Origin of the sequence: Mesorhizobium zhangyense (assembly GCF_011045115.1) — a bacterium.
GTDB lineage: Bacteria > Pseudomonadota > Alphaproteobacteria > Rhizobiales > Rhizobiaceae > Mesorhizobium_M > Mesorhizobium_M zhangyense.
Genome location: NZ_JAAKZG010000011.1, coordinates 1 through 25,818, shown reverse-complemented (window position 1 = coordinate 25,818; position 25,818 = coordinate 1). Strand labels below are relative to the sequence as shown.

The 25,818-nt window shown below is 63.1% G+C and carries 25 protein-coding genes and 1 pseudogene; 17 read left to right on the top strand and 9 right to left on the bottom strand.

What is annotated here, in order from left to right; genetic code table 11:
- Positions 1-41 precede the first annotated feature (41 nt).
- The 6 genes from G6N74_RS21950 (at position 42) to G6N74_RS21925 (ending at position 6,452) form a co-directional block, all read left to right on the top strand.
- On the top strand, positions 42-809 hold the full coding sequence (locus tag G6N74_RS21950; protein WP_165120151.1) for an SDR family NAD(P)-dependent oxidoreductase: 768 nt from the start codon (positions 42-44) through the stop codon (positions 807-809).
- Positions 809-1,750 carry a 2-dehydro-3-deoxygalactonokinase gene (locus G6N74_RS21945; protein ID WP_165120150.1) on the top strand — a complete coding sequence of 314 codons (942 nt, stop codon included), beginning with the start codon at positions 809-811 and terminating at the stop codon, positions 1,748-1,750. The genes G6N74_RS21950 and G6N74_RS21945 overlap by 1 nt, the downstream gene beginning before the upstream one ends.
- On the top strand, positions 1,747-2,385 hold the full coding sequence (locus G6N74_RS21940; protein WP_165120149.1) for a 2-dehydro-3-deoxy-6-phosphogalactonate aldolase: 639 nt from the start codon (positions 1,747-1,749) through the stop codon (positions 2,383-2,385). The genes G6N74_RS21945 and G6N74_RS21940 overlap by 4 nt, the downstream gene beginning before the upstream one ends.
- The gene (locus tag G6N74_RS21935) at positions 2,378-3,256 is read left to right on the top strand and encodes an SMP-30/gluconolactonase/LRE family protein (RefSeq protein WP_165120148.1); all 879 of its coding nucleotides are present in this window, start codon (positions 2,378-2,380) and stop codon (positions 3,254-3,256) included. The genes G6N74_RS21940 and G6N74_RS21935 overlap by 8 nt, the downstream gene beginning before the upstream one ends.
- 15 nt (positions 3,257-3,271) lie before the next feature.
- Complete coding sequence (locus G6N74_RS21930) at positions 3,272-5,242, top strand: beta-galactosidase (protein ID WP_165120147.1); 1,971 nt, start codon at positions 3,272-3,274, stop codon at positions 5,240-5,242.
- Positions 5,243-5,372: 130 nt separating this feature from the next.
- On the top strand, positions 5,373-6,452 hold the full coding sequence (locus G6N74_RS21925) for a D-alanine--D-alanine ligase family protein (RefSeq protein WP_165120146.1): 1,080 nt from the start codon (positions 5,373-5,375) through the stop codon (positions 6,450-6,452).
- Here G6N74_RS21925 and G6N74_RS21920 read toward each other — a convergent pair.
- Positions 6,422-6,778, bottom strand: a complete 357-nt coding sequence (locus G6N74_RS21920; protein ID WP_091911700.1) for a septal ring lytic transglycosylase RlpA family protein — start codon at positions 6,776-6,778, stop codon at positions 6,422-6,424. The two genes, G6N74_RS21925 and G6N74_RS21920, sit on opposite strands and share 31 nt — an antisense overlap.
- A 175-nt stretch (positions 6,779-6,953) precedes the next feature.
- Entirely contained in the window at positions 6,954-8,192 is a 1,239-nt protein-coding gene (locus tag G6N74_RS21915) for a TCR/Tet family MFS transporter (protein ID WP_165120145.1), read from the bottom strand.
- Positions 8,193-8,496: 304 nt separating this feature from the next.
- Here G6N74_RS21915 and G6N74_RS21910 point away from each other — a divergent pair, with 304 nt between their 5' ends.
- Positions 8,497-9,945, top strand: coding sequence for an aldehyde dehydrogenase family protein (locus tag G6N74_RS21910; protein ID WP_165120144.1), 1,449 nt, complete (start codon positions 8,497-8,499; stop codon positions 9,943-9,945).
- 43 nt (positions 9,946-9,988) lie between these two features.
- Here G6N74_RS21910 and G6N74_RS21905 read toward each other — a convergent pair whose 3' ends face one another.
- Complete coding sequence (locus G6N74_RS21905) at positions 9,989-10,513, bottom strand: DinB family protein (RefSeq protein ID WP_165120143.1); 525 nt, start codon at positions 10,511-10,513, stop codon at positions 9,989-9,991.
- 100 nt (positions 10,514-10,613) lie between these two features.
- On the opposite strand from G6N74_RS21905, the gene G6N74_RS21900 reads away from it, so the two are divergent.
- On the top strand, positions 10,614-11,219 hold the full coding sequence (locus G6N74_RS21900) for a TetR/AcrR family transcriptional regulator (protein WP_165120272.1): 606 nt from the start codon (positions 10,614-10,616) through the stop codon (positions 11,217-11,219).
- Here G6N74_RS21900 and G6N74_RS21895 read toward each other — a convergent pair.
- Together G6N74_RS21895 and G6N74_RS21890 are read right to left on the bottom strand one after the other, a co-directional pair.
- Positions 11,216-11,944 (bottom strand): MBL fold metallo-hydrolase, encoded by a 729-nt coding sequence (locus G6N74_RS21895; RefSeq protein WP_165120142.1) that lies wholly within the window; start codon positions 11,942-11,944, stop codon positions 11,216-11,218. The two genes, G6N74_RS21900 and G6N74_RS21895, sit on opposite strands and share 4 nt — an antisense overlap.
- A 23-nt stretch (positions 11,945-11,967) precedes the next feature.
- Positions 11,968-13,215, bottom strand: a complete 1,248-nt coding sequence (locus tag G6N74_RS21890) for an NAD(P)/FAD-dependent oxidoreductase (RefSeq protein WP_165120141.1) — start codon at positions 13,213-13,215, stop codon at positions 11,968-11,970.
- Between the two features lie 396 nt (positions 13,216-13,611).
- Here G6N74_RS21890 and G6N74_RS21885 point away from each other — a divergent pair, with 396 nt between their 5' ends.
- The 7 genes from G6N74_RS21885 (at position 13,612) to G6N74_RS21855 (ending at position 20,103) form a co-directional block, all read left to right on the top strand.
- Positions 13,612-14,121 (top strand): hypothetical protein, encoded by a 510-nt coding sequence (locus tag G6N74_RS21885; RefSeq protein WP_165120140.1) that lies wholly within the window; start codon positions 13,612-13,614, stop codon positions 14,119-14,121.
- Positions 14,122-14,131: 10 nt separating this feature from the next.
- A complete protein-coding gene (locus G6N74_RS21880; protein ID WP_205826804.1) occupies positions 14,132-15,436 on the top strand; it encodes an imelysin family protein in 1,305 nt (434 codons plus the stop codon).
- 125 nt (positions 15,437-15,561) lie between these two features.
- On the top strand, positions 15,562-15,873 hold the full coding sequence (locus G6N74_RS21875) for a (2Fe-2S)-binding protein (protein WP_165120139.1): 312 nt from the start codon (positions 15,562-15,564) through the stop codon (positions 15,871-15,873).
- Positions 15,839-16,324, top strand: a complete 486-nt coding sequence (gene bfr, locus G6N74_RS21870) for a bacterioferritin (RefSeq protein WP_165120138.1) — start codon at positions 15,839-15,841, stop codon at positions 16,322-16,324. The genes G6N74_RS21875 and bfr overlap by 35 nt, the downstream gene beginning before the upstream one ends.
- Before the next feature lie 73 nt (positions 16,325-16,397).
- On the top strand, positions 16,398-17,927 hold the full coding sequence (locus G6N74_RS21865; protein ID WP_246245876.1) for a di-heme oxidoreductase family protein: 1,530 nt from the start codon (positions 16,398-16,400) through the stop codon (positions 17,925-17,927).
- On the top strand, positions 17,927-19,003 hold the full coding sequence (locus G6N74_RS21860) for an imelysin family protein (RefSeq protein WP_165120136.1): 1,077 nt from the start codon (positions 17,927-17,929) through the stop codon (positions 19,001-19,003). Before G6N74_RS21865 ends, G6N74_RS21860 begins: the two co-directional genes overlap by 1 nt.
- Positions 19,004-19,005: 2 nt before the next feature.
- Positions 19,006-20,103 carry a DUF1513 domain-containing protein gene (locus tag G6N74_RS21855; protein WP_165120135.1) on the top strand — a complete coding sequence of 366 codons (1,098 nt, stop codon included), beginning with the start codon at positions 19,006-19,008 and terminating at the stop codon, positions 20,101-20,103.
- Between the two features lie 139 nt (positions 20,104-20,242).
- Here G6N74_RS21855 and cml read toward each other — a convergent pair whose 3' ends face one another.
- The 3 genes from cml to G6N74_RS21840 all read right to left on the bottom strand — a co-directional run bounded on the left by cml (position 20,243) and on the right by G6N74_RS21840 (position 23,822).
- Positions 20,243-21,454 (bottom strand): CmlA/FloR family chloramphenicol efflux MFS transporter, encoded by a 1,212-nt coding sequence (cml, locus tag G6N74_RS21850; protein WP_312857909.1) that lies wholly within the window; start codon positions 21,452-21,454, stop codon positions 20,243-20,245.
- Positions 21,455-21,632: 178 nt separating this feature from the next.
- The gene (locus G6N74_RS21845; protein ID WP_165120134.1) at positions 21,633-23,246 is read right to left on the bottom strand and encodes an EAL domain-containing protein; all 1,614 of its coding nucleotides are present in this window, start codon (positions 23,244-23,246) and stop codon (positions 21,633-21,635) included.
- Positions 23,247-23,339: 93 nt separating this feature from the next.
- Positions 23,340-23,822, bottom strand: coding sequence for an SRPBCC family protein (locus G6N74_RS21840; RefSeq protein WP_165120133.1), 483 nt, complete (start codon positions 23,820-23,822; stop codon positions 23,340-23,342).
- Between the two features lie 46 nt (positions 23,823-23,868).
- Here G6N74_RS21840 and G6N74_RS21835 point away from each other — a divergent pair, with 46 nt between their 5' ends.
- Both G6N74_RS21835 and G6N74_RS21830 read left to right on the top strand, forming a co-directional pair.
- A complete protein-coding gene (locus tag G6N74_RS21835; RefSeq protein WP_165120132.1) occupies positions 23,869-24,189 on the top strand; it encodes an ArsR/SmtB family transcription factor in 321 nt (106 codons plus the stop codon).
- 143 nt (positions 24,190-24,332) lie between these two features.
- Positions 24,333-25,409: an NAD(P)/FAD-dependent oxidoreductase gene (locus G6N74_RS21830; RefSeq protein ID WP_165120131.1), complete on the top strand. Its 1,077-nt coding sequence runs from the start codon at positions 24,333-24,335 to the stop codon at positions 25,407-25,409.
- Positions 25,410-25,442: 33 nt separating this feature from the next.
- On the opposite strand, the pseudogene G6N74_RS21825 reads toward G6N74_RS21830, so the two are convergent.
- Positions 25,443-25,818 (bottom strand): annotated as a pseudogene (locus G6N74_RS21825) (HlyD family secretion protein); the annotation flags it as partial.

The window sequence follows — 25,818 nt, the reverse complement described above, 5'->3', positions numbered from 1 at the left end:
CATTCCATACGCCGACCAAGACAGGTCGAGGGGGAGATGCCATGATGCCATCCGCGCAGTTTACCGATCTTCAGGGAGCGTCTGTCCTGATCACCGGCGGTGGTTCCGGCATAGGCGCGGCCCTCACCGAGGGATTTGCGCGTCAGGGCGCCAAGGTGGCCTTTGTCGATATCGCCGAAGCGGCAAGCACGGCGCTGTGCGAGCATGTCGAAAAGAGCGCCGGCATTCGACCCTTGTTCATCAAGGCCGATCTGCGTGACATCGACGCCCTGCGCGCCGCCGTAGCGCAGGCAATCGAGGCGCACGGCCCGGTGACGACCCTGATCAACAATGCCGCCTTCGATGAGCGTCACGCCGTCGAGGATGTCACGGTCGACTACTGGGACAACAACCAGTCCATCAATCTGCGGCCGCATTTCTTCAGCGCGCAGGCCGTCTTGCCGGGCATGAAAGCGGCGGGTGGCGGCTCGATCATCAATTTCACCTCGACCTCGTTCCTGATCAATCATCCCGACATGCCGTCCTACACGGCTGCCAAGGCCGGCATTATCGGCCTGACCAAGGGACTCGCCGGCCATCTCGGCCGGCATAACATCCGCGTCAACGCGGTGGCGCCCGGCTGGGTCATCACAGAGCGTCAGCGTGAGCTGTGGGTGACCGACGAGGCGCTTGCCGCCCATGTCGCCAAGCAGAGCATCAAGCAGATCATGCAGCCCGAGGATATGGTCGGCACCTGCCTGTTCCTGGCCTCGGACGCTTCCCGCATGCTGACCGCACAAACATTGATCGTCGACGGAGGTTATCTGTAATGCCAAACCCGGCAATCGCCGCAGCCGATTGGGGCACATCGCATCTGCGCGTCTGGCTTCTGGATGCCGATGGCAATGCGCTTGCCGAGCGGCGCAGCGCCGAGGGACTGCTGGCGGTAAAGCCGGGCGGCTTTTCCGACGTGCTTGAGAGCCATCTCGATGCCATGGGTGCGCCGGCAACGCTCTCAGTGATCATCTGCGGCATGGCCGGCTCGCGTCAGGGCTGGATCGAGGCACCCTATGTGTTTGTCCCTGCATCCGTCGGCGACATTCTCGCTGGCGCAGTAACAGCGCCCGGCGCGCGCCGCGATGTGCGCATCATTCCGGGCATCGCGCAGCGTGATGAAAGCGCGCCGGATGTCATGCGCGGCGAGGAAACGCAGCTTGCGGGCATCGCCGAGCTTTCGGTGGGAAGTCATCTCGTCTGCATGCCGGGCACGCATTCGAAATGGGTCGAGACGAATGACGGCACCGTCTCCGGTTTCGGCAGCTGGCTGACCGGCGAGCTGTTTTCGCTGCTGTCGCGCCAGTCGATTCTTCGGCACTCGCTCGGCGAAAGCCCGGCTTCCGTTTTGCCGGACAACGCGACCTTCCGGCACTGGTGCGCAAATGCGCTGTCGGAGGGCGGCGATATCGGCGCGCATCTTTTTCGCATCCGCGCCTCGAGTTTGCTTCTCGACCTTTCGCCGGCCGATGCGGCGGCTGCCCTTTCCGGCCTGCTGATCGGCGCAGAGATCGCCTCGGCGGGGAGGCGCTTTGCCGGGGTGGGCGGTCCGGTTACGTTGGTCGCGTCGAGTAGCCTGGCGAAGCTCTATGAAGCCGCCTTGAACATGGCAGGCCGCGAGGTCCGCATTGTCGATGGCGATGCGGTGGTACGCGCCGGCCTGTTTGCGGCGGCAAGGCACAATGGCATGATTGGCAGCATCGGAACGCAGGCATGACGACACCATTTCCAGAACTTCGGCGCGGCCTTGTAGCCATCCTCCGTGGCTTGAAGCCGCAAGAGGCGGTCGACATCGGCAGCGCGATTTTCGAAGCCGGCATCGAGGCCATCGAAGTGCCGCTCAATTCGTCGGAGCCTTTCACCTCCATCGAAAGCCTGGTCGCGAAACTGCCGAAGGCGTTGATCGGCGCGGGTACGGTGCTGACACCGCACGATGTCGACCGGCTGCATGACGCAGGCGGGCGGCTTCTGGTCAGCCCCAACATCGATGCTGGAGTCATGAACCGCGCGAACCACCATGGCATGGTCACCATGCCCGGCATATTCACCCCCACCGAAGCCTTCCAGGCGATAGGCCTTGGCGCATCGGCGCTGAAATTCTTCCCGGCAAGCGTGCTCGGACCAGGCGGCATAGGGGCTATCAAGGCCGTTCTTCCGGCCGAGACCGTCGTCGGTGTCGTCGGCGGTGTTTCGGAGGTGGATTTCGCCGGCTACGCCAAGGTTGGCGTCCGCACCTTCGGGCTCGGCTCGAGCCTGTTCAAGCCGGGCATGACCGTGGCAGACGTTCGCGACCGTGCGCATGCGGCCGTCAGCGCCTATGATGCCGTTTTCGGAGGAAAGCTCGATGGATGAAACCGGCGTCTCGATCCTGTCTGATCATGTCTGCCATCTCGGTGAAGGCCCGACCTACGACCCGGCCACCGACACGCTGTTCTGGTTCGATATTCTGGGCAAGAAGCTTCTCGAAAAGCGGGTCGCCGGCGGCGAGACGATTGTCCACGACCTGCCGGAGATGACGAGCGCGCTGGCTGTCATCAACGAGGGCCATCAACTGCTGATGACCGAAACCGGGCTGAACATCCGCGACGTCCGGACCGGTGCGGTCACGCCGCATTTCGCCATCGAGGCGGACGATCCGTCGACCCGCTCCAATGATTCGCGCGTCCACCCATGCGGCGCGTTCTGGATCAGCACGATGGGCAAAAAAGCCGAGCGCAAGGCCGGCTCGATCTACTGGTTTTTCAAGGGCGAGTTCCGAAAACTGTTTCCCGACATTTCGATCCCGAATTCGATCTGCTTTTCGCCGGACGGGGCGACCGCCTATTACACCGACAGCAAAGAGAACATTCTCTACCGCGTCGGCTGCGATCCCGAGACCGGCCTGCCGGTCGGCGAACCGAAGGTGTTTTTCGACCACGGCGGCAAGAAGGGCGATCTCGACGGTTCGGTGGTCGATGCCGAGGGCGTGCTGTGGAACGCGCGCTGGGGTGCGTCCTGCATCGATGCCTATTCGCCCGACGGCAAGCGCATCCGCACCATCGAGGTCGGTACGCTGCAGCCTTCCTGCCCGGCCTTTGTCGGCGCGAATGCGGACCGCCTTGCCGTCACCACCGCTCAGGAGGGCATGGATGCGGCGGCGCGAAAGGCCGACCGGACGGCCGGCAAGACCTTGCTGCTGGACCTGCCGGTGAAAGGCCGTTTCGAGCCGCGCGTCCTGATCTGAGCTGGGATCGCGCCGATGACCGTCCAGAAACTCGGCGTCTGCTACTATCCCGAACACTGGCCGGAGGAGCGCTGGGCGATCGACGCGCGCATGATGCGCGAAGCCGGCATCGGCCTTGTGCGCATCGGCGAATTTGCCTGGTCGCGGCTCGAACCGGAGCCCGGCCGCTACGATTTCGACTGGCTCCGGCGCGCCATCGAGATATTGCACGGCGAGGGCCTGGCCATCGTGCTCGGCACGCCGACAGCGACGCCGCCCAAATGGCTGGTCGATTCCATGCCCGATATGCTGGCGGTCGATGCCGAAGGCCGCGTTCGCGGTTTTGGCTCGCGGCGGCACTACTGCTTCAGCCATCTTCTCTATCGCGCCGAATGCGCCCGCATCGTCACCGCACTGGCCGAGCGCTTTGGCGCCCATCCCGGCATCGTCGCCTGGCAGACCGACAATGAATATGGCTGCCACGATACGGTGCTCAGCTATTCCAGCACAGCCCTTGCCGGCTTTCGCGACTGGCTGTCGCGAAAATACCAGTCGCCGCAGGCGCTGAACCGGGCGTGGGGCACCGTGTTCTGGTCGATGGAATATCGTTCCTTCGACGAGATCGAACTGCCCAATCTCGCCGTCACCGAAGCGGCTCCGGCGCACCGGCTGGATTTCCGGCGCTATGCGTCGGAACAGGTGGTGGCCTTCAACCGGCTCCAGACCGACATCATCAGAAAGCATTCGCCGGGCCGCACGATCCTGCACAATTTCATGGGCGGCTTCACCGGCTTCGACCATTTTGCCCTGTGTGCCGATCTCGATGCCGCTTCGTGGGATTCCTATCCGCTCGGCTTTCTCGAAAACAGCTCCGATCCAGAGCGCAGGCAGCGCTACATGCGCGTGGGCGATCCCGATTTCCAGGCCTTCAACCACGATCTCTATCGTGCCTGCGGGCGTGGCCGCTGGTGGGTCATGGAGCAGCAGCCTGGCCCGGTGAACTGGGCGGCCCACAATCCCGCGCCCGCACCCGGAGCCATCCGCCTGTGGGCGTGGGAGGCTTTTGCCGCGAGTGCGGAGGTGGTCAGCTATTTCCGCTGGCGCCAGGCGCCCTTCGGGCAGGAGCAGATGCATGAGGGCCTGTTGCTGCCGGATGCGACGCCCAACGAAGCCTTTCACGTCGTGCGTGCGGTTTCGCGCGAACTGGAAAATCTGGGCGCCAAAGTCGAGACGGCGGCGGCAAAGGTTGCCATCGTCTTCGACTATGAAAGCGCCTGGGCCTGGTCGATCCAGCCGCAGGGAAAATCCTTTTCCTATGCGCGCCTGATCCTGATTTTCTACCGCGCCCTGCGCGCGCTCGGCATCTCGGTCGACATCGTGCCGGCCAGGCCGGAAGCGGTGCAAGGCTACAGGCTCGTTCTCCTGCCCGGCCTGTTCTCGGTCTCGGAAGCGCTTGCCGCAGCCCTCGGGGCCGATGGCCAGATCGTGCTTGCCGGCCCGCGAACTGGGTCGCGCACACCCGACTTCCGCATTCCTGATGCACTGCCGCCGGGCGAGGGTCTGCAGGGCCGCATTCCGGTGAAGGTCAGGCGCTCGGAAACGTTCGAACCGCCCTTCGCGATTGCCATCGAGGAGCCTGCCAATGTTTCGGCCTTCGAGACCTGGCGCGAGTTCCTCGTCGCCGGCGAGGGCGTTCGCGTCATCGACCGGACGCAGGACCACGAGATTGCCTTCTGCTGCGACGCTGGCGGTGCCTTCCACTATCTCACCGGCCAGCCCAACGCCGCCTATGCCGCGCGCGTGGTTGAATATCTGTGCGGCAAGGCCGGCATCGCCATCCACCGCCTGCCGCGCGACATCCGCATCCGCGACAACGGCCCGATGCGCTACATCTTCAACTATGGACCGGAGCCGGTCGATATAAGCCAGTGGACGGACGGGAAATCGCTGCTGCTTGGCAGTGAATTGCTGGAGCCATGCGGCGTGGCGGTGTTCAGGCGCGAGTAGGGTGCGGCGCTTCAACATCGTCGTCACACCCACTGTCACGCCAGCGCCTCGCCGAGGTCGATTTCGCGCAAGCTGTTTTCCGGTGCGGTGCGATTCTCGCGCTGTCACGCCTCCGAGGAATGCTTGAAAAATGCCCAGTCAGTCACCGACGCTGATCTTCATCTACGAGCCCGAAAAAGCCTGCTTCGACCGGCTGGTGGCTGACGGCTTTCCGACTGCCCGCGCGGCGGAGATTTCGTCCTATCTGGCGCAGTCGACCGATATCGCGCCGGAGTTCGGCGCGATGGAAGCGGCCTGTGCTCGCCGCGGCCTGCGCTTCGAACCCGTTGCATTGGACGATGCGGCGACGGCACTTGCCGGGCGCGATCCCAAAAACACGCTGGTGTGGACGATCAGCGACGGCGTCGCCTATTTCCGTGGCAGTGCTGGCCCCGCTCTGGCGCGGTTGAACGGCCTGCCGACGCTGGGTTCGGACGATTCGCTTTTTGCGCTCTGCCAGGACAAGTTCCGCTCGGGCGCCGTGCTTGCAGCTCTCGACATGCCGGTGCCGCAGGCGGGGCTGGCGCGGAACGGGCGCTGGCTGGTGGAACCACCGGCCTCGGTGACGGGCTATTTCGTCAAGCCGAACCGTCTGGGCGCCAAGATCGGCATCTATGCCGACTCGCGTTGCGAGACTGCCAGCCATGCGCTGGAACTCAGCCGCCGCGTCTTTGCCGCCTACCGCGACGATGTGATCGTCCAGCCCTATGTTGCGGGCCGCAATGTGCGGCTGAGCTTTCTCGGGCTGACACCCGATGCAGGTGCGGAGGCGCTGGGCATTTTCTTCGTCGATTCAGGCGGCGATTTCCAGACCATGGAAGACAGCCTCGCGCTCTATGGCGAGACCGGCGCGGAAGCGAGGGTCGCAGGCAGCTATGCCGAGCCGGAACTGGTGCCGGTCGCGAAAAGTCAGCCGGTTGCGGCCGGGCGCATCAACGCCATCGCCATGCGGCTGATGCAGACGCTCGGCCTGCGCGATGTGTTCTCGATGGATTTTCGCGTGGAGGCGGACGACACCGTCCACCTCATCGAATTCGAAGTCTGCCCCGGCCTGCCCTGTTTCGACTTCCGCGCCTATTGCAGGACGCAATGGGGGCTCGAACTGGCCGAGGCGATCGCCGCGACTGCGGCGAATAGATTTCAGGCCTTCGCCATACAAACAGCGGTGTGACCCGAGCCGATAAAGCCGAGGCTCCGGGCGGCGGCCTTCGATACGTCGAGCACGCGGCCCTTGATGAACGGTCCACGATCGTTGATGCGCACGATGACGCTGCGGCCGTTGTTCTTGTTGGTGACGCGCAGCTTGGTGCCGAAGGGCAGGCTGCGATGCGCGGCGGTCATGGCGGAGGGGTTCATGCGTTCACCCGATGCGGTCTTGGAGGTGAGGGCGTACCAGGAAGCGCGGCCGCACTGGGCCGAGGCGGTTCCTGCGGAAGCGGCGACCATCAGGCCGGCCGTCATCGTTACCGCGCAGATCGCGGTTCTAGTGATCTTCATCTTTCGGGGAGGGCTCCAAGGTTGAACATGCCGAGGCGGTAGGAGCCAAATGTGGCAGCAAATGCGGCAAGCCTCCTGCGGTTCCAAGGCGAGGGAACAACTTTGGAGTCCTGGGGTAATATATTGTCAGGATTTCAGGCGTGATTTCGCTGCTCTGGCCTGATTTCCGATAACCTTATCTTAAGCTTGTTGCCCGGCCCGCCTGCCGCGCCACCACCCAGCCCAAAATCGCTGCGCATAGAAGCACCGCTGCCGCTATCAGGAAGGACGCGCCGGGATAGGGCAGCCACGAGCCGTCGCGCAAGGTGAAGGCATAGACGGCGCCGAAGAACAGCGGCGAGGCGACGCCGGCGATGCTGGCGACGCTCATATTGGCACCCTGGAGCTGGCCTTGTTCCGACTCCGAAACACGCCGCGTCATCAGCGATTGCAGCGTCGGCATGGCAAGGCCCCACAGCGCATTCGGGAACATCGCCAGCGTGAACAGCAGGCCGGTCGGCGCCAGCCCCATGCAGGCGATGCCGACGGCGCCGCCGAACAGGCCGAAGACCATGGTGGCGCGGTCGCCGAAGCGCTTGACCGCCGGGCCGACGAGCGCGCCCTGCACGATCATGTCGAGCACGCCGACCATCGCCAGCAGCACGCCGACCTCCCAGGCGTGCCAGCCATAGCGATAGGCGGCATAGAGCACGAAGACGGCGGAAAAGACGTGGTGGGCGAAGTGCAGCAGGAAGGTCACGAAGGCCAGCCCCAGCAGTTCGGTATGCGAGCGCAGCAGCATCATCGCGCCGAAGGGATTGGCGCGTTTCCAGGAGAACTGCATGCGCTTGGCCGGGACAAGCGATTCCGGCAAGGCGAACAGGCCGTAGAGGAAGGCGATGCCGCTCATGCCGGCAGCGAACCAGAAGGGCGCGCGCGGTGAAATCTCGCCGAGCACGCCACCGAGCAGCGGGCCAGCGACGAAGCCGGCGCTGAAGGCAGCACCAATCAGGCCGTAGCCGCGGGCGCGTTCCTCCGGTGCCGTGATATCGGCCATATAGGCGAAGACGGTGGTGAAGCTCGACGAGGTGATGCCGGCGATGATGCGGCCGAGCGCCAGCCACCACAGGTTTGGCGCGACCGCCATCAGCACGTAGTCGGCGGCGAGCCCGACGGTGGAGAGCAGGATCACCGGCCGCCGGCCGTAGCGATCCGACAGCGAGCCGATGATCGGAGATGCCACGAATTGCATGCCGGCCCACAGCGCCACGAAGACGCCGTTGATCCAGCCGGCCTCGGCATTCGAACCGACGAATTCCTCGATCAGCGAGGGCAGCACCGGAATGATGATGCCCATTGCCACGACGTCGAGTACGGCGGTGACGAGAATGAAGGCGATTGCCGCCTGGCGGCGCGAGCCGGAGAGGACTGTCATGATGGTTGCTCGATTGGGAGCGGATTTATAGGGGGCGCTTCAATTCTCGGCCATCCCGCAGGGGAAAATGTCCTGACAGGATGTGGCAGTTTGGTTGAAGCTGTTGCAGGAAACGCGCGACGATTGTGCTTTGTGGCCGAAACCATTGGGCCACAGGCGGGACTCTTGAGCGCCACGGCGAGGTCTGTGATAGCCACGCCATTTGAACCTTGCTTTATGCGTCTTTAGCTAAAGAGCAGGTCGCGAGCGCCGCAACGATGCTTGCGTCGTCGACCTCAACAGCCGTCACCAAAGGAGATAAAAGATGCTGCGCAAGACAGATTTCTTCATCGATGGAAAATGGACGGCTCCGGTCGCGCCCAGGGAGCTGGAGGTCATCAATCCCGCCGACGAGCAGGCCTTTGCCGTCATCTCGCTCGGCTCGAGTGCCGATGTCGACAAGGCTGTCGCAGCCGCGCGCAAGGCGTTCGACAGCTGGAGCCGCACCAGCCGCGAGGAGCGCGTCGAATATCTCGAAAAGCTGCTCGAAGCCTACAAGAAGCGCTTGCCCGACATGGCCGGCGCCATCTCCTCGGAAATGGGCGCGCCGATCAAGCTCGCGACCGAATCCCAGGCAGCCGTCGGCGTCAGCCACATCAAGAGCTTCATCCGCACGCTGAAGAATTTCGACTTCGAGCACCGGCTGAGCGATATCGCCCCCAACGACCGCATCGTCCATGAGCCGATCGGCGTCTGCGGCCTGATCACGCCGTGGAACTGGCCGATGAACCAGGTGACGCTGAAGGTCGTGCCGGCCATCGCCGCCGGCTGCACCGTGGTTCTGAAGCCGTCCGAAATCGCGCCGATGTCGTCGATCGTCTTTGCCGAGATGATGGAGGAGGCAGGCTTCCCGGCCGGCGTGTTCAACATGGTCAATGGCGACGGCCCGACCGTCGGCGAGGCGATGTCGCGCCATCCCGGCATCGACATGATGTCATTCACCGGCTCCACCCGCGCCGGCATCGCCGTCACCAAGGCTGCGGCCGAGACGGTCAAGCGCGTGACGCTGGAACTCGGCGGCAAGTCGCCCAACATCGTCTTCGCCGACAGCGACCTTCAGGCTGCCGTGCATCGCGGTCTTGCCCATTGCTTCGAAAACACCGGCCAGTCCTGCAACGCGCCGACCCGGATGCTGGTCGAGCGCTCGGTCTATGACCGCGCCGTCGAAGTCGCGGCCGACTTTGCCAAGAACGCCAAGGTCGGCAACCCGACCGACGACGGCGATCATATCGGCCCGGTCGTCTCGGAAGCGCAGTTCGACAAGATCCAGGGCCTGATCGATGTCGGCATCAAGGAAGGCGCGCGGCTCGTCGCCGGCGGGCTTGGCCGTCCGGAAGGTTTCAACCGCGGCTATTTCGTGCGCCCGACCGTCTTTGCCGACGTGTCGAACGACATGCGCATCGCCCAGGAGGAAGTTTTTGGGCCGGTGCTGACGATGATCCCCTTCGACAGCGAGGAAGATGCCATCGCCATCGCCAACGACACGCCCTATGGCCTGTCGAGCTACATCCAGACCGGTGACGAGGAAAAGGCCCATCGCGTCGCGCGCCGCCTGCGCGCCGGCATGGTGCAGATCAATGGCGCCTCGCGCGGCTCGGGCAGCCCGTTCGGCGGCTACAAGCAGTCGGGCCTCGGCCGGGAAGGCGGCAAATGGGGTCTCGAGGACTTTCTCGAGGTCAAGGCCATTTCCGGCTGGGGCGCTCAGGAAGCCTGATCCGCGCCGTAACGGAAAAAGGGGCGGGCTTTCGGCCCGCTCCTCAAGCGAGGATGAGCTGCTTGCCGCCTTGCTGTCGCCGCGTCGGATCGGTCCGATGAAGATAGACGGCAAAGGTATCCCAAGGCGGGGTGATGGAGAGTTGCCAGAGTATCCGGCCGACCTCGCCGCGATGGTAGGCTCCGTGCAAGGCAACGTGAGTCAGCATCTCTTCTCTGGTCATATAGCCCTTGTCGCCATCGGTAAAAATGAACGGCATGGCCTCGGCCAGATTTTCGGTCGAGACGCGGCGAAGATAGTCGAGATACCATTGATCGGAAGATGTTACGGCAGCGCGTAGATCGGCCAAGGTTGGCGTCTCGTCCGTGTTGTCGGAGGTAAAGCCATGCTGCTCGCCGGTTAGATGCGCGGTGAAGATTCGAGCCACGACATAATAGTGGTTGATCAGCCGCAAGGCGGTGTGCAGTTGGGTTTTGTATTCCTCTTGATCCAGTGCTCCCAGCTTGTCGAATAGATCGTTATTAGCCCAAGCATGATAGGTGTAGAGTTTCTGAAGCAAAGCGCTCATGAGACTAGTCCTTCCAAGTTCCGAAGAATGCGAGTAATTTACTCACATTTTGTACAAGGAGGTTTCGTTGTCTACTCGCATTGCAAAAGGGCAGTCGGTAATGCGCAAGGAGCCGCGCCAAGCCCGTTCCCGTGCGACGGTTGAAACGGTCATTCAGGCTGGTGCTCGCATTCTAGGCAATGAGGGGTGGGCCGGTTTTACGACCAACAAGGTTGCAGACTTGGCCGGAGTGAGCATCGGCTCGCTGTATCAGTATTTCCCGGACAAGCTTTCTCTGGTCGATGCCATCCGCAGGCGGCATCTCGAAGACTGTCTTGCCGTCATGCGTAAATCCAAGGCCGATGGGTTATCGCCAGTGCAGTTCGTGGCAAACCTCGTTCACGCGATGGTCGACGCCCACAGCATCTATCCCGGACTGCATAGGGTATTGCTCGATGAAGCTCCGAGTTCTGACGACTATCGGAATCCCAACAGCGAATTCGAGATAGAGTATCTCAACTACTATGCAGAGGCCGTAGGCGCTTATCGGAACCGCCTGCCCAACGGAGCCGACCACACAGCCGCGCTGATCATTTCCGATGCGATCGATGGCGTGATTCACAATGCTGCGCGCCGTGGCATGCTGACGGATTCGACAATGCAAAGCGAGTTGGTCCGGTTGGTCAGCCTATACCTTGCCGATGCGGGCGACGAAGCGACGGCTTAAGCTGCCCGCCACAAATACGCCTCGATAATCTCACTCATGCGCCGGGCATCGAAGCTTGGTCCGTGGCCGCCATGGCCGATGCTGATCGGAAGCGTCTTTAGCCGCTCCATCGTTTGGCGGTAGACGGCGCGGTCGGAGTTGGGCATGTCGTCGAGAAGCTGGGCGTCATAGATGGCGTCGCCGCCGAAGAAGAGGCCGCTTTTTTCGTCGAGCAGGCCGATGCCGTCGGGCGAGTGGCCGGGAAGTTCGAGCACGGTGAAGGAGCGGTCGCCGAGATCGATCACGTCGCCTTCGGTGAGGATGCGCGTAAGCGGCGCGGGCGTCAGCTGGTAGTCGTCGGGCGTCCAGCCCGGCGAAGGCAGCGCGCTGACGGCGTCGTCCAGATGGCGGAATTCGTGCGCATAGGTCAGCGTGTCCGGCATGGTGGCGAAGGCCGCAGCCGACTCGCGCGGGCCGAGGCGATTCTCGAACTCGCAGAGTGCGCCGACATGATCGAGATGGATGTGGGTCGCGAGCGCCAGAACCGGCTTGCCGGGCGTCAGGTCGAGCGCGGGCGTCAGCGGCCGCAGGCCCATGCCGGCATCCACCAGCAGGTCGGCGTCTGCGCCCCTGACGAACCAGATATTGGCAGCGAAATAGGGATGGACGAAAGGCTCCTCGAAACGCGTTACGGCGCTGTCGACCACGGTTTTCCTGAACCACTGTCCTGCCGGTGCAATTTCCATGTCAGCCCCGCGACCGTTGAAATTCAGATGACGGCCTGCGCTTCCTTTTGCGCTTCGGTGAAAGCCGCTTTCAGGGCGTCCGCGCCTGCCGCCACGACCTCGGCATTCGGCGAGAAGCCTGCACCGAGCATCTTGCGGCCGAGCATATGGTCGCCCGCCCGGTTGACGGATTCGATCGCGATCAGCTGGTCGCCGGCATAGTGGTAGACGGAGAATTTGTTGTCGGCCAGGTCGCCGACGATGAGATTGCGGTCGCTGGCCGAGGCCAGTCCGACCATCTGCAGCTTCATGTCTCCGATATCCGACCAGAACCACGGCAGGCTCCGGTAAGGGTCCGAATGGCCGGTGATGGTGCGCGCGGCGAGCCTTGCATGGTCGGTGGCGTTCTGCACCGATTCCAGCCGCACATCGTCGCCTGAAAACCAGTGCCGGTAGCTGGCAGCATCGCCGATGGCGAGGATTTCGGCCTGCGACGAGCGCAATTGGCCATCGACGCGAATGCCGTTTGCAGTGGCGATGCCGGCGGCGTCGGCGAGTTCGACATTGGGCACGACGCCGACGCCGACGATGACCATGCGCGCCGGCAGACGCTCGCCGGCGGAGGTGACGGCGGCGCTGACATGGCCGTTGTCGCCTTCAAGGCGGTCGATGGTGGTGTTGGTCAGGATGCGGATGCCGGAGGCTTCCAGCCGCTGGCGCACATGCGCCGAGATTGCCGGGGCCACGGCACGGCCAAGCAGCCGGTCCTGTGCTTCGACCACGGTGACGCGCCGTCCGCCGAGCGCCAGTGTGGCTGCGATCTCAAGGCCGATGAAGCCGCCGCCGAGAACGACGACATCCTCGACACCGGCGCTGCGTTCGCGGATGGCGCGGGCATCGGCAATGGAGCGCAGCGACAGCACACCGCCAAGGTCCGAGCCGTTGAGCTTCAGGATGCGCGGGCGCGAGCCGGTCGCCAGGATCGCATGGTCGAAGGCGATCTTTTCGCCGCCGGCAAGATCGAGGCGCTTGGCCGCAAGGTCGATCCGCTCGACGCTCTTGCCGAGCCTGAGATCGATCTTGCCACTGGCGTAGAAGATTTCGGCGCGCAGCACCTGCGGCTGCGCTTGCGCGTCTTTGATGAAGGTCTTGGACAGAGGCGGCTTGTGATAGGGCAGCTCGTTTTCGTCGCCGACCAGCGTCACTGGCCCGTCATAGCCTTCCTCGCGCAGGCTGGCCGCTGCCTGCACCCCGCCATGACCCGTACCGATAATGACAACGCCGTTTTTCATGAATTTTGGTTTCCGGACACAGAATAGGCTCCCACCGTGCCTCCGATCCGTCCCGAACCGACCGGGAAAGCGGCTTCTGGGTCGCACCTGGAATATGGCGGTGTCAAGCGTCCTGCCCCACGACCTCTTGGCTCAGTCGGCATCCGTGTCAGGCATTAAACTTGATGCTGCTAGTTTAGAATAGTTCTAAGCTATTGATTTATAGTCGTTTTCGTCTGATTCCTGTTGACTTTTGATGACGCTGGCGTTTTAAGGGCACCATGCCGATGGTGGCATATCCCTTTGATGTTTGGGCCTTGAACCCGTTCGATTGGAGGACTTTGATGTCTGTTTCTTCTGGTCCGCGCGCTGGCGCGGCACGCCCGCGACCGGCGGCAGCAATATGAGAAGCTGCTGATGTCGTTGCGGATTCCCGATTTTGACGCGAGTGGCGGCTGCTATTTCGAGCGCGTTCCCGAAAAGCTTGTGCTTGAGGGCTATCGCCGCTGGATGGCCGGCTTCGAGACCGGCTCGGTAGCACCCTGGGAGCTTACCTTCGCGCTGTACACCGAGCTTCTCGGCGGCGTCGAAGGCCGTCGCGCGCTGGGCGAGCTTTCGCATTATGTGCGCACGCTGCGGCAGTGCGCCGCCTGCCCGCTGCGCAGCTTTCCCTTCGGTGCGCACCATATCTGCCGCGACGAATGCATGACGCTCGGCCTTATTGCTGCCATCCAGCACAACGATGACGGCGCCGCGCGCGCCTGTCTCGGTGCGATGGCGTGTACGCCGTTGCACGGGCCGATCGGCGAGGCGGCGGCAAGCTTTGCCGAAATACTGTCCGGGCTGCAGCAATTCCTTCTGCCTATCCCGCAAGGCGCAATCGAAGACGTCCTGTCGCGTGCCGCACCCCGCGCCACCGTTCACTGAGGAGAATGAAATGAAAGCCACAATGGTGACGACGCGCAAAAGCGGGCGACTGGCGGCAATCGCAGCGACGGCTGCCCTGACGGCCGCGATCTTCGTTCTGCCGGCAAAGGCCGACACCGATGCCAAGGCGGTGGTTTCCAGCTATGCCGACATCGGCCTCGCAAAATACGAGGATTCACTGACCACGGCAAAGGCGCTCGACGAGGCGGTTTCCGCGCTCATCGCCAAGCCCTCGGCCGAGACGCTGGAAGCTGCCCGCACGGCGTGGAAGGCCGCGCGCATCCCCTACCAGCAGACCGAGGTCTATCGCTTCGGCAATCCGATCGTCGATGACTGGGAAGGCCGCGTGAACTCCTGGCCGCTGGACGAAGGTCTGATCGACTATGTCGACAAGAGCTACGGCACCGAGTCGGATGAGAACACGCTCTATACGGCCAATGTGATCGCCAACAAGGAAATCGAGATCAACGGCCAGAAGGTGGACGCCACCAACCTCACCCCGGAATTCCTGTCGGGCAAGCTGCAGGAAGCCGGCGACATCGAGGCCAATGTCGCCACCGGCTATCACGCCATCGAATTCCTGCTCTGGGGCCAGGACCTGAACGGCACCGGACCCGGCGCCGGCAACCGCCCCTATACCGATTACGACACCGCCAACTGCACCGGCGGCAATTGCGACCGCCGCGCGCAGTACCTGTCGTCGGCCGCAAAACTGCTGGTCAGCGACCTCGAAGAGATGGTCGGCAACTGGGGTCCGGACGGCGAAGCCCGCAAGACGCTTGTCGATGGACAGGCCAATGCCGGCATCTCGGTCATCCTCACCGGCATGGGTTCGCTCTCCTACGGCGAACTGGCCGGCGAGCGCATGAAGCTCGGCCTGTTGCTGCACGATCCGGAAGAGGAGCATGACTGCTTCTCCGACAATACCCATATCTCGCATCTCTACGATGCCGTCGGCATCCGCGACGCCTATCTCGGCAAGTACAAGCGCATCGACGGCACGGTCGTCGAAGGTCCGTCGGTTCAGGCGCTGGTGAAGGCTGCCGATCCGGCCGTGGATGCGGAGCTTTCGGCCAAGCTGGACGTGACCGTGGCCGACATGGAAGCCATCGTCAAGGCAGCCGAAGGCGGCGAGGCCTATGACCAGCAGATCGGCGAAGGCAACACCGAGGGCAATGCCCGCGTGCAGAAGGCCATCGACGCGCTGGTCGATCAGACCAAGTCGATCGAGCGCGCGGTTGCCGTGCTCAAGCTCGATTCGATCGCGTTCGAAGGCTCGGACAGCCTCGATTCGCCCGACAAGGTGTTCAAGTAAGCCCTGCGGGGTCCCGGCGATGATCCAGCAAAGCCGAAGCCGGTTTTTGGGAAAGATCATGGTCAAACGGAAGAAAGTTCAACAGCCAAACGGCGCCAAGCCGCCGTCAGCCACCAGAGCAAAGCATGCTTGTATGCCATTGTAACCTGATTACCGAGAAGGAGATCGAGGAGGCGATCATCGCCCTTCTGGATGAAAACCCCTGGCACCTCATCGTGCCGGCGAAGGTCTATCATTCTCTGCAAAAGCGCGGACGCTGTTGCGGCTGCTTCCCAAATGTGGTGGAAACGATCATTCGGGTCACCGAACACTACCATTCCCGTTCGGAGGCGAACGAAATGGACATCGTTTCACACCTGGACCGCGTGCGAGGTCTGCGCGGCCAATTTGGGAGCAGGAGCCATGAAGGGCGAAAAACAGGTCATCGAGCGGCTTAACGAGGCGCTTTTTCTGGAGCTGGGCGCCGTCAACCAGTACTGGCTGCACTACCGCCTGCTCGACGACTGGGGTTACAAGAAGCTCGCGAAGAAGGAACGCGAGGAATCGATCGAGGAAATGCACCACGCCGACAAGATCATCGAGCGCATCATCTTCCTCGAGGGCCATCCGAACCTTCAGTCGGTTGCGCCGCTGCGCATCGGGCAGAACGTCAAGGAAGTGCTGGAATCGGATCTTGCCGGCGAATATGACGCGCGGACGTCCTACAAGAAGTCCCGCGAAATCTGCCAGGACATAGGCGACTACGTGACCATGAAGATATTCGAGCAGCTGCTGACGGATGAGGAAGGTCACATCGACTTCCTCGAGACGCAGCTCGACCTTCTCGCCAAGATCGGCGAACAGAAGTACGGCCAGCTGAATGCAGCGTCGGCGGACGACGCGGAATAGGCATGAGACCATGCGGCGCGCCTACAATTTGACGCGCCGCGTCCTGCCTGCGATCGCTACCTGCGTGACCGCCATGCTGCGCCGCGGGTTTTTTTGCGGAATTGCCGCAGTTCTCATTGCGGCTCCCGCTCATGCCGGCGAAACCGAACCCGCCGGCCTTGCCACCACGCGCACCGATCTCGACACCAAAGACCTCGGCCGCGTCGAGGCGATCACCAAGCCGACGGGCGATTTTTCCAAGCCGGAAGAATTCGAGCAGATGCAGGGCGGCGCCGGCACCTCGCGCAAGCGCGTCAACCAGGATGCGTTCTCGCAGTTTTCCGCCAACATCACCTTCGAGGAAGAAGGCACCTTCAAGCTCGGCAATGCGCTGTTTCGCAAGCTGTGGGTGTCGTCGCCGTCATCGACGCAGGCGTCCGACGGGCTCGGACCGTTGTTCAATGCCCGCGCCTGCCAGAGCTGCCACCTGAAGGACGGTCGTGGCCATCCGCCGGAAGGCAACCCAGACGCAACATCGATGTTCCTGCGCCTTGCGCGTCAGGCCGAGACCGACGAGGAAAAGGCGGCCATCGCGCACAAGACGGCGCTGAATTTCCCCGATCCTACCTATGGCGGGCAGTTGCAGGATCTTGCCGTTCCGGGTCTTGCCGGCGAAGGCAAGATGGCGATCTCCTATGAGGAGCAGCCGGTGACGCTGGCCGACGGCACGGTCGTTTCGCTGCGCAAGCCGACCTATTCGGTGACCAATCTGGCGCAAGGGCCGATCGACCCGCGCGTCACGCTGTCGCCGCGCGTCACGCCCCAGATGATCGGCCTCGGCCTGCTCGAGCAGATCCACCCTGCCGATATCCTCGCCCGCGCCGACCCCGACGACAAGGACGGCGACGGCATCTCCGGCAAAGCCTCGATCGTGCGCGACCACAAGACCGGTGAGCTGACGCTCGGCCGCTTCGGTTGGAAGGCGTCGACGCCGTCCATCCGCCGCCAGTCGGCGGAAGCCTTTGCCGGTGACATCGGCATCTCCAACCCGGACGTGCCGAACCATTGGGGCGATTGCACCAAGGCGCAGGAAAAATGCCTCGCCATGCCGAACGGCGTGCAGGAGCGGCTGGGCGACACCGAGGCGCCCGACCCGATCCTCGACCTCGTCACCTTCTATTCGCAGAACCTCGCCGTGCCGGCCCGCCGCGATGTCGGCAAGGCCGACGTGCTGGCCGGCAAGAAGGTGTTTTACGAAAGCGGCTGCGCGTCCTGCCACACCCCGAAATTCGTCACCCGCCGCGATGCGCCCAACAAGGCGCAGTCCTTCCAGCTGATATGGCCCTATACCGACCTTCTGCTGCACGACATGGGTGACGGGCTGGCCGACGGACAGCAGGTGGGCGACGCGACGGGCAACGAATGGCGCACCGCGCCGCTGTGGGGCATCGGCCTGACCAAGCGCGTCAACGGCCACACCTTCTTCCTGCATGACGGGCGCGCCCGCAATCTGGTCGAGGCGATCCTGTGGCATGGCGGCGAGGGGCAGGTTGCGCGCGATCGCTTTGCCGCGCTGTCGAAAACCGAGCGCGATGCGCTGGTGAAATTTCTGGAGTCGCTGTGATGTTCAGGGTTTTGGTTGCCGCTGCATTTTTCGTGCTGGGCCAGTCCGCCGCTTATGCCGCGGAACTCGACGCGCCGAAGATCGTCGGCAAGGTCATCGACGGTTTCGTGCGGCCTGCCTATCACGGCTTCCATCAGGCGACGTCGCAGCTCTCGACCGATGTCAAGGCGTTGTGCTCCGCACCTTCCGGCGCCGCGCTCGCCACGGCGCGAAAGGCGTTCGGCGGCACCGTCGATGCCTGGTCGAAGGCAGAAATCATCCGGTTCGGTCCCGTAACGGAGCAGAACCGGCTTGACCGCATCCTGTTCTGGCCGGACCGCAAGAGCATCGGCCTGAAGCAGGTTCAGGCGGCGATCCAGTCCAAGGACGAGACCGCTGCCGATCCGGCCCAGCTGGCGGCCAAGAGCGTCGCCATGCAGGGCCTCGGCGCGCTGGAATTCGTGCTGTTCGGCACCGACGCGGACACGCTTGCCGGCACCGACGGCGCCTATCGCTGCAGCTTCGGTGCGTCGATCGCGATCAATCTCGATACGATGGCCAGCGAGCTCGAGCAGGCCTGGAATGCGCCTGACGGCTTTGCCGGCACATGGGCGAAGCCGGGCGCGAACAACCCGCTCTACCGCAACAATGACGAGGCGGTCGGCGAACTGTTCGACGTCTTCGTCACTGGGCTGGAGATGGACCGCGACGTGCGGCTGGGCGGCTTTCTCGGCAAGATGACGGCGGCGGAGGACAAGCCGAAACAGGCGCTGTTCTGGCGCTCGGAAAAGACGGTCGATTCGGTCGCCGGCAATCTGGCTGGCATGAAAGCGCTGTTCGAAATCTCCGGTCTTGGCGATGCGCTTTCCGATGAGATGCGCTGGATCGAAAATTCCATCAACTTCGAATTCGCCAATGCAGCAAGGGCAGCAGCGGGCTCGGAAGGTCCGCTGACCGAGGTGCTGGCCGATCCGCAGCGGCGCGGCAGGCTCTCCTACTTCAGCGTCGTGACATCGAGCCTGAGCGAACTATTCGGCAAGCGGCTCGCCGGCGAACTCGGCCTGACCTCGGGTTTCTCTTCGCTCGACGGGGACTGACCATGCGCACGCCGCTCATCGATCGCCGCGACTTCCTGAAGGCTTCGGGTGCCGCCTTTGCCGCATCGCTGGCGCCTGCGGCCTGGGCGAAGACGCTGGATGCCGACGCCGTCTTTGCCACCGCCTACCAGAGGCGCGACGGCAGCTATGGCGCGGCGGTCCTGTCTGAAGCCGGCAAGCTGCTGCATCAGGTCGATTTGCCCGATCGCGGCCATGACGTGACCTTCGATCCGGTATCGGGAAGGTCCGTGGTGTTTGCGCGCCAGCCCGGCACCTTCTTCGTCGCCTTCGACCACACCGGCAAGGCGGAGCCGCAGACCATCGCCAGCCTGCCGGACCGTCATTTCTTCGGCCATGGCGTCTTTTCACCGGACGGCGCGCTGCTTTATGCGACCGAGAATGATTTCGACAACGCCGCCGGCATGGTCGGCATCTATGATGCGCGCGACGGCTTTCGACGGCTTGGCGAATTCCCGACCCATGGTGTCGGGCCGCATGAGCTGCTGCTGCTCGACGACGGCCGCACGCTCGCCATCGCCAATGGCGGCATCGAGACCCATCCGGATTTCGGCCGCGCCGAGATGAACCTGTCGACGATGAAGCCGTCGCTGGTGTTCGTCGATCGCGTCTCGGGCGACCTGATCGAAAGCCATGAATTGCCCCCAACGCTGCACCAGCTTTCCATCCGCCACATGGATACGGACGCAACCGGCGCGGTCTGGTTCGGCTGCCAGCACAGAGGCCCGGCAACCGAAACGCCCTCGCTCGTCGGCAAGGCCGAGCGCGGCAAGGAGCTTCAGCTTCTCGACATGCCGGAAGATGTGCTCGGCGGCTTCCGCAACTATATCGGCTCGGTCGCCGCCAACCGCGACGCCGGCACAGTGGCGGTGTCGTCGCCGCAGGGCAATACCTTCGCCGTCTTCGAGGCGGCGAGCGGCAGGATCGTTTCGGACCAGTCGCTGCGCGAGGTCTGCGGCCTCGCGCCCGACCACGCCGGCTTCCGCGCCACTACCGGAACGGGCGAAATCCTCGACCCTGCCGGCGGCACGGTCGAGGAAGCCGATTATGTCTGGGATAATCATCTCCTTAGAATCGGCTAGAACCTGCCGCTATTCGGGCGATGGCGGCCTGCGAAAGGCAGCTTCTGCGCTTCCGGTGCTCACGTACTAAAGTACGCTCCGCTCCGGTTCTCGAAGTCTGCCATTCTCGGCTCACCCTAGCCCGAATTTCGACAGGTTCTCAGGTGCTTTGCCGGCTTTGTAACAGCGCCAGCATGCCCAGCGTCACCAGCGCCATGATCGTGCAATAGCCGGCCAACGGCCATGCCGTGTCGCCGCCGAGTAGTACGACCATCAGCGTGCCAATGATGCCGACGATCAGGCTCTGGACGCAGAAATACAGCGCCACCGCCGTGCCAGCGACATCGCCGAACGCCTGCAGCGCGCCGTTTGCCGTCACCGAACCGGTAAGGACTATGCCGACCGAGATGACCCACATAGGCGCGACAAACGTCCAGAAGGATGGCTCGAACAGAAGCTGTCCCCCTGCCAGCAGAACAGCGCCGGCAAGCAGCATCGCCATGCCGCGCGCAAGGCTGCCGGCAATGCCCCAGCGCGCGACGAAGCGCTTGGCGAAGCGCGTGGTGGCGATCATCACCAGTGCCGCGGTGGCAAAAGTGACGCTGAAGCCAATCTCGGAGAAACCGGCCCGGCCGATAAGCACGCGCGGCGCCGTCGAGAAGAAGACGAAGAACGCGCCCATCGCCGCACTGAAGCCGAGCGTGTAGGTCCAGAAGGCAAAACTCCTGAGGATCGGCCCGAAGGCCGGCCGCTGTGCCGACGTGCCTGCAGGCCGCGTCTCATGCCATCTTGGCACGGCATTCAGCGAGGCGGCGAGGGCGAGCACGCCGAGCGTGACGAAGATGAAACGCCAGCCGAGGTGATTGGCGATCAGCGCGCCGGCGATCGGGCCGAGTGCCGGTACGAAAGCCAGCATGGAGCTGAACAGGCTGTAGATGACGGCACTTTCCGGTCGCTCGGCATAGACGTCGCGAACGGTGGCGAAGGTGGCGACGAGGGCCGCCGACGCACCCGCCGCCTGCAGCAGGCGCAGGGCAACGAAGATCGAAGCCGACGAGGTGCCGGCAAGCAGGAGCGAACTCGCCGCAAAGAGAAGCGCCCCGCCAATCAGCACCGGACGGCGGCCGATGCGGTCGGAGATAGGCCCGAAGACGATCTGGCCGAGGCCGAGCATGATCATGTAGAGGCTCAGCGTCAGTTGCACGACCGCCGGCGTGGTGCCGAGAATGCCGGGCATCGCTGGGACGACCGGGAGGTAGATATCCATGGCCAGTGAGGCCAGGATGTCGAAGGGCGCCATCAGCAGCAGGGCTGAGGGCAGGGCGTAGTTCCACGCCTTCGGCGCGGGAGAAGGGGAGTTTTGATAAGGCACGATTATGCATCCGCTCAAATGGGTAAGATCTGGCGGCGATCTGGCTATCGGGATCGGTATTTCAAACCGGGAATGACGGGACAGACGCCGCAACAACAGTCGAGTTGCTGCGGCTTACTTGTCTGCTGACTTGGTGGTTCCCATGGTCTTGCCCCGTGAATGAATGCGCCGTGCTTTATCAGCCTCGGGCCGATCCGGCAACGGCCGCCACCTGAATGACCTCCGGTGCCGTGCCGTAAATCTCCTTGCTGCGGCGATGATAGGCGATGAATTCGGCGGCAGGCAGCGCCTTGGAGAACAGCCATCCCTGTCCGAAATCGACGCCCTGCGCTTTGAGATAGTCGGCTTGCTCGGTGGTTTCGATGCCCTCCGCCACCGTATAGAGGCCGAGCGCCTTCGCCATGTCGATGATGTGGGACGTCACCGAGCTGGTGGCCGTATTCTTGCCGACCGTGTCGACGAAGGACTTGTCGATTTTCAGCGCATCCATGGGCAGGCCCTGCAGATATTGCAGGCTCGAATAGCCGGTGCCGAAATCGTCGATCGCCACCGAATGGCCGAACGCGCGCGCCCGGCCGAGCGTCACGCGCGCGGCATCGATGTCGATGAAGCTGCGCTCGGTCGCCTCCAGCCATATCTGCGTCGGCCGGATGCCGGTGTGGCGCAGCCTGTCTTCAATGAAGTCGAGAATTCGGCCGGACTTGATGTCGGCGGCGCAGATGTTGATGGCGATGTGCAGTGTCCGGTCTTCGACCAGCATCCGGTTCAGGTCGAAAACGATAGCCTCGAAAACCTGGTCGGTGATCGGCATGATCAGGCCGCTGTCTTCCGCCAACGGAATGAACAGGTCGGGGCGGACGATGCTGCCGTCGGGGCGCTTCCAGCGCACCAGCGCCTCCGCCCCGACGCATATGCCGGTCTTGAGTTCGATGATTGGCTGGTAGTGCACGATGAATTCGCGATTGCGCACGGCGATTGCAAGCTCGCCCAGCGGCGAAAGCTGTTTTCTCGACAGCCAAACGACGACGCCGACGATGAAGGCGGCGATGAAGGCCCCGATGGGGAGAAGAAACATCTGCTCGTTGCGCAGCTTGCCGGCGAGGCTTGCTCTCGGTTCCGTCACGACCGCTACGAGGCCGTTGCCGCGGGCCACGGCATACAGCGCGTCGTTGGTCATGCCCTCCTGCGGATTGCCGATCGCGGATTTGATGAGCTCTGCGTCTGGAGCGTTGAGCGTATCGATCAGCGTGCCCTGGTCGTTGGCGAGCGCAAGTGACATGCTGTCGTCGACCAGGACATCGACAAAGCGCGAGGGCACGACGAGAACATTATGCCTGCCATGGCGCAGGGCCATCATCGGATTGCCCTGGGTGACCCGAGGCTTTGTCCGCAATTTCACGTCCAGCCCGTCCGGGGTCACATAGTCTGCAGGCGTCAGCGCGATTTTACCTTCCGTCTGTCCCCAGGACGTACATCTGAGAAAACCGTTTTCGAAATAGCCCATTTCCTCGATGGCAGGCGTATTGACAGTGAGCACCCTCATGCGCGCGATGTGCTCGTCCGAGCAAGGGATGAACGGCGTGGCTTCGACGGCGTCGAGCGCGTCTTTCGCTTCGCGGAAGGTGCTGTTTGCCCGCACGATCGTGCGGTCGGCAAACAGCTTCAGGAGGGATTGCTCCTTCTGCACTGCAATCGCCCACGACATATAGGCCATCGCGGCAATGGGAATTGCAGCGCCGAGCAAAGCCAGCAGGACACCGGTCGCGATAATGCGGGAACGTCGCATTTCCATCTCCGCAACTTCGCCATTCCAAGCGGGCCATGATGCGCCGGCCGGTGTTAAGAAATTCCCTTTCGCCTTTGTCGGATTGTTTTCAAGTCCGCGCTATTTGTACATGCCCTCGCGCAGGTTGATGTCGTGCTCGAGCCAGATTTTCAGCGCGCAAAGCATCTGCGACCAGCCCTGGCAATTGCCATAGGAGGCCTTCAGGCCTGTCGGCGTCTCGCGCCAGCCTTCCTCGGTGATGGAGACCAGCGTGCGGTTACCCTCCAGCGGCTCAAAAGTCATCGTCACCGTGGTCATGTAGCCGGCGGATGCGGTGATCGCCGCCTCGCCGTCGGAGGGAGCGCCCTCATTGGCCTCCCATTGCAGGACGATCTTTTTGTCCTTCTCGACCTCGACGACATGGACCGGAAAGGCGCCGGGAAAGTCATGAAAGTCCCAGCTGACGGTGGCGCCGGTCTCCAGCCGGCCCTTGGCGCCGCCGGTGGTGAAATAGCGCGACAGCTGTGCCGAATCGACCACAGCTTCGAAAACTTGGGCAACAGGTTTCGAGACCCGTGCACTGACATTGAACTTCAGCTCCATGATCTTTCTCCTTGTTCTTCGGGCAATTATGTTATAAAAACATAACATGTCAAGCGATGTCGAAAATGACAGGATTTTCAAGGCGTTGGCGGCGTCCACCCGGCGCTCGATTCTCGACCTTTTGAAGGACGACCCGCAGACGACGGGCGAGCTATGCACGCGCTTTCCCGCACTCGACCGCTGCACGGTGATGCAGCATCTGAAGGTGCTGGAGGAGGCTGATCTCATCATCGTGCGCCGCGAGGGGCGCGAGCGCTGGAACCATCTCAATCCCCTGCCGATCAAGCATATCCACGATCGCTGGATCGGGCCTTACGCGGCCTACGCGACCGAAGTGCTGGACCGGCTGAAAACCGATCTGGAGTAGACAAAGTGAGCGCGGGCGGGCGGGTTCGGGAGCCGCCGTTGCGACACGGCCAGCGTTGAGACGCCGCGAATGCCTGCTGCAAAAGCCCTTGCCTGATCGCGAACTTTGCGACACCAATCCGGGGAAACGGGCGGGCACAGAAAATGACATCACGGCGATCAAGCGTCGTCATCGTGGGAGCCGGGATCGTCGGCGCTTCCATGGCCTATCATCTGGCCAGACTGAATGTCGGGGTTACGCTTGTCGACAGGGGAAAGCCTGCCGGTGGCGTGACGCATCGGTCGTTTGCGTGGATCAACGTATCCCACGGCCTGCCCGAGGCCTATCCGGAACTGCGCAAGCGGGCCATCGGCGAGTGGCACAGGCTGGAAAGCGAGTTGAGTGGGCGGCTGCGGGTCAATTGGTCAGGTGCATTGACCTGGCATGCAGACCCATTCGAGACGGAACGCCTGGCTCACGACAGCGCTGCCATGGGGCATGATTTGCGCCTCATTCGGCGCGACGAGATAGCCGCCCTTGAGCCCAACCTGAAGAACCTGCCCGACAGCGCCGCCTTCGCATCAGGCGAGGGTGCCGTCGATCCCGTGGCTGCGACGGAAACTCTCGTTCAGGCGGCAAGGGAGGCAGGTGCGGGTATCCGGCTCGATAGCGAAGTCCTGTCGCTCTCCACGCAGGATTCGGGGGTGACCGGCGTTGTGACTTCCACCGGCAAGATCGAGGCCGATGCTGTCGTGCTGGCGGCAGGGGTCGGGGCAAAGGCTTTGTCCCAGCCGCTTGGCCTGAGGCTGCCGCTGGACGCCTCGCCCTGCATCCTGATGCGTTTTCGCACCCCTCGCCGTTTGGTCAACCGGGTGGTGTGCAACCAGCATATGGAGATACGGCCCCACACCGATACGATCATGGTGGGCGCGGAGGATTATATCGATGCCTCTGGGGAGAACGGACCTGAAGCCGTGGCAGCGCGCGCGCTGGCAGCAATCAGGAAACAGCTCACCGGCGGCGAGGACGTCGAACTGATGGATGTCCAGGTAGGGATAAGGCCTGTTCCAAGGGATGGCTTGCCGATTGTCGGACGGGTTCCCGGGATCGCCGGCTTGTACCTGTCCGTCATGCATGTCGGCGTGATGCTGGCCCCGTTGGTCGGGCGTCTCGCATCATTGGAAATAGCGCATGGCATGGAAGACCCGCTGCTTGCGCCATACAGGTCGAACCGGTTCTGACTGCGATCTCGTTCGCTGCGCGCCGCGCTGATTTCAATGTCCTGAGAGGACGAGTGTCTGCACGGGCAGAAGCAGCGCCTGCAGTCTCAGTATGATGGCGTGCACCACCCCGACCGTGTCGATTACATGGAGAAACACCCATTTTGAGGTGCTCAGATCCTTTGTCGCGAGAAGGTCGTGATTGTTGGTATAGGCATTGACGATGCAGCTGCTGCCGGGCGGGACGCCGTCGAGCCCGCCTTCGAAAAGCGGCTCCATGAAGACGGTGATCGTGCCGGGCTTTACCACCTGCTGTGGGTCGATCAACTGGTCCGATGCCCGGACCTGGCCGGCTGCGATAAGATCCTGCATCTCGGTTATGACCATCGGAATGATGGTCATCGGCTTCGAGATGCAGGTGGCTTCGGTG

Coding starts and splice junctions, on each gene's coding strand:
- G6N74_RS21950 (WP_165120151.1), top strand. CDS start 42: ATGATGCCATCCGCGCAGTTTACCGATCTTCAGGGAGCGTCTGTCCTG.
- G6N74_RS21945 (WP_165120150.1), top strand. CDS start 809: ATGCCAAACCCGGCAATCGCCGCAGCCGATTGGGGCACATCGCATCTG.
- G6N74_RS21940 (WP_165120149.1), top strand. CDS start 1,747: ATGACGACACCATTTCCAGAACTTCGGCGCGGCCTTGTAGCCATCCTC.
- G6N74_RS21935 (WP_165120148.1), top strand. CDS start 2,378: ATGGATGAAACCGGCGTCTCGATCCTGTCTGATCATGTCTGCCATCTC.
- G6N74_RS21930 (WP_165120147.1), top strand. CDS start 3,272: ATGACCGTCCAGAAACTCGGCGTCTGCTACTATCCCGAACACTGGCCG.
- G6N74_RS21925 (WP_165120146.1), top strand. CDS start 5,373: ATGCCCAGTCAGTCACCGACGCTGATCTTCATCTACGAGCCCGAAAAA.
- G6N74_RS21920 (WP_091911700.1), bottom strand. CDS start 6,778: ATGAAGATCACTAGAACCGCGATCTGCGCGGTAACGATGACGGCCGGC.
- G6N74_RS21915 (WP_165120145.1), bottom strand. CDS start 8,192: ATGACAGTCCTCTCCGGCTCGCGCCGCCAGGCGGCAATCGCCTTCATT.
- G6N74_RS21910 (WP_165120144.1), top strand. CDS start 8,497: ATGCTGCGCAAGACAGATTTCTTCATCGATGGAAAATGGACGGCTCCG.
- G6N74_RS21905 (WP_165120143.1), bottom strand. CDS start 10,513: ATGAGCGCTTTGCTTCAGAAACTCTACACCTATCATGCTTGGGCTAAT.
- G6N74_RS21900 (WP_165120272.1), top strand. CDS start 10,614: ATGCGCAAGGAGCCGCGCCAAGCCCGTTCCCGTGCGACGGTTGAAACG.
- G6N74_RS21895 (WP_165120142.1), bottom strand. CDS start 11,944: ATGGAAATTGCACCGGCAGGACAGTGGTTCAGGAAAACCGTGGTCGAC.
- G6N74_RS21890 (WP_165120141.1), bottom strand. CDS start 13,215: ATGAAAAACGGCGTTGTCATTATCGGTACGGGTCATGGCGGGGTGCAG.
- G6N74_RS21885 (WP_165120140.1), top strand. CDS start 13,612: ATGTCGTTGCGGATTCCCGATTTTGACGCGAGTGGCGGCTGCTATTTC.
- G6N74_RS21880 (WP_205826804.1), top strand. CDS start 14,132: ATGAAAGCCACAATGGTGACGACGCGCAAAAGCGGGCGACTGGCGGCA.
- G6N74_RS21875 (WP_165120139.1), top strand. CDS start 15,562: ATGCTTGTATGCCATTGTAACCTGATTACCGAGAAGGAGATCGAGGAG.
- bfr (WP_165120138.1), top strand. CDS start 15,839: ATGAAGGGCGAAAAACAGGTCATCGAGCGGCTTAACGAGGCGCTTTTT.
- G6N74_RS21865 (WP_246245876.1), top strand. CDS start 16,398: ATGCTGCGCCGCGGGTTTTTTTGCGGAATTGCCGCAGTTCTCATTGCG.
- G6N74_RS21860 (WP_165120136.1), top strand. CDS start 17,927: ATGTTCAGGGTTTTGGTTGCCGCTGCATTTTTCGTGCTGGGCCAGTCC.
- G6N74_RS21855 (WP_165120135.1), top strand. CDS start 19,006: ATGCGCACGCCGCTCATCGATCGCCGCGACTTCCTGAAGGCTTCGGGT.
- G6N74_RS21845 (WP_165120134.1), bottom strand. CDS start 23,246: ATGGAAATGCGACGTTCCCGCATTATCGCGACCGGTGTCCTGCTGGCT.
- G6N74_RS21840 (WP_165120133.1), bottom strand. CDS start 23,822: ATGGAGCTGAAGTTCAATGTCAGTGCACGGGTCTCGAAACCTGTTGCC.
- G6N74_RS21835 (WP_165120132.1), top strand. CDS start 23,869: ATGTCAAGCGATGTCGAAAATGACAGGATTTTCAAGGCGTTGGCGGCG.
- G6N74_RS21830 (WP_165120131.1), top strand. CDS start 24,333: ATGACATCACGGCGATCAAGCGTCGTCATCGTGGGAGCCGGGATCGTC.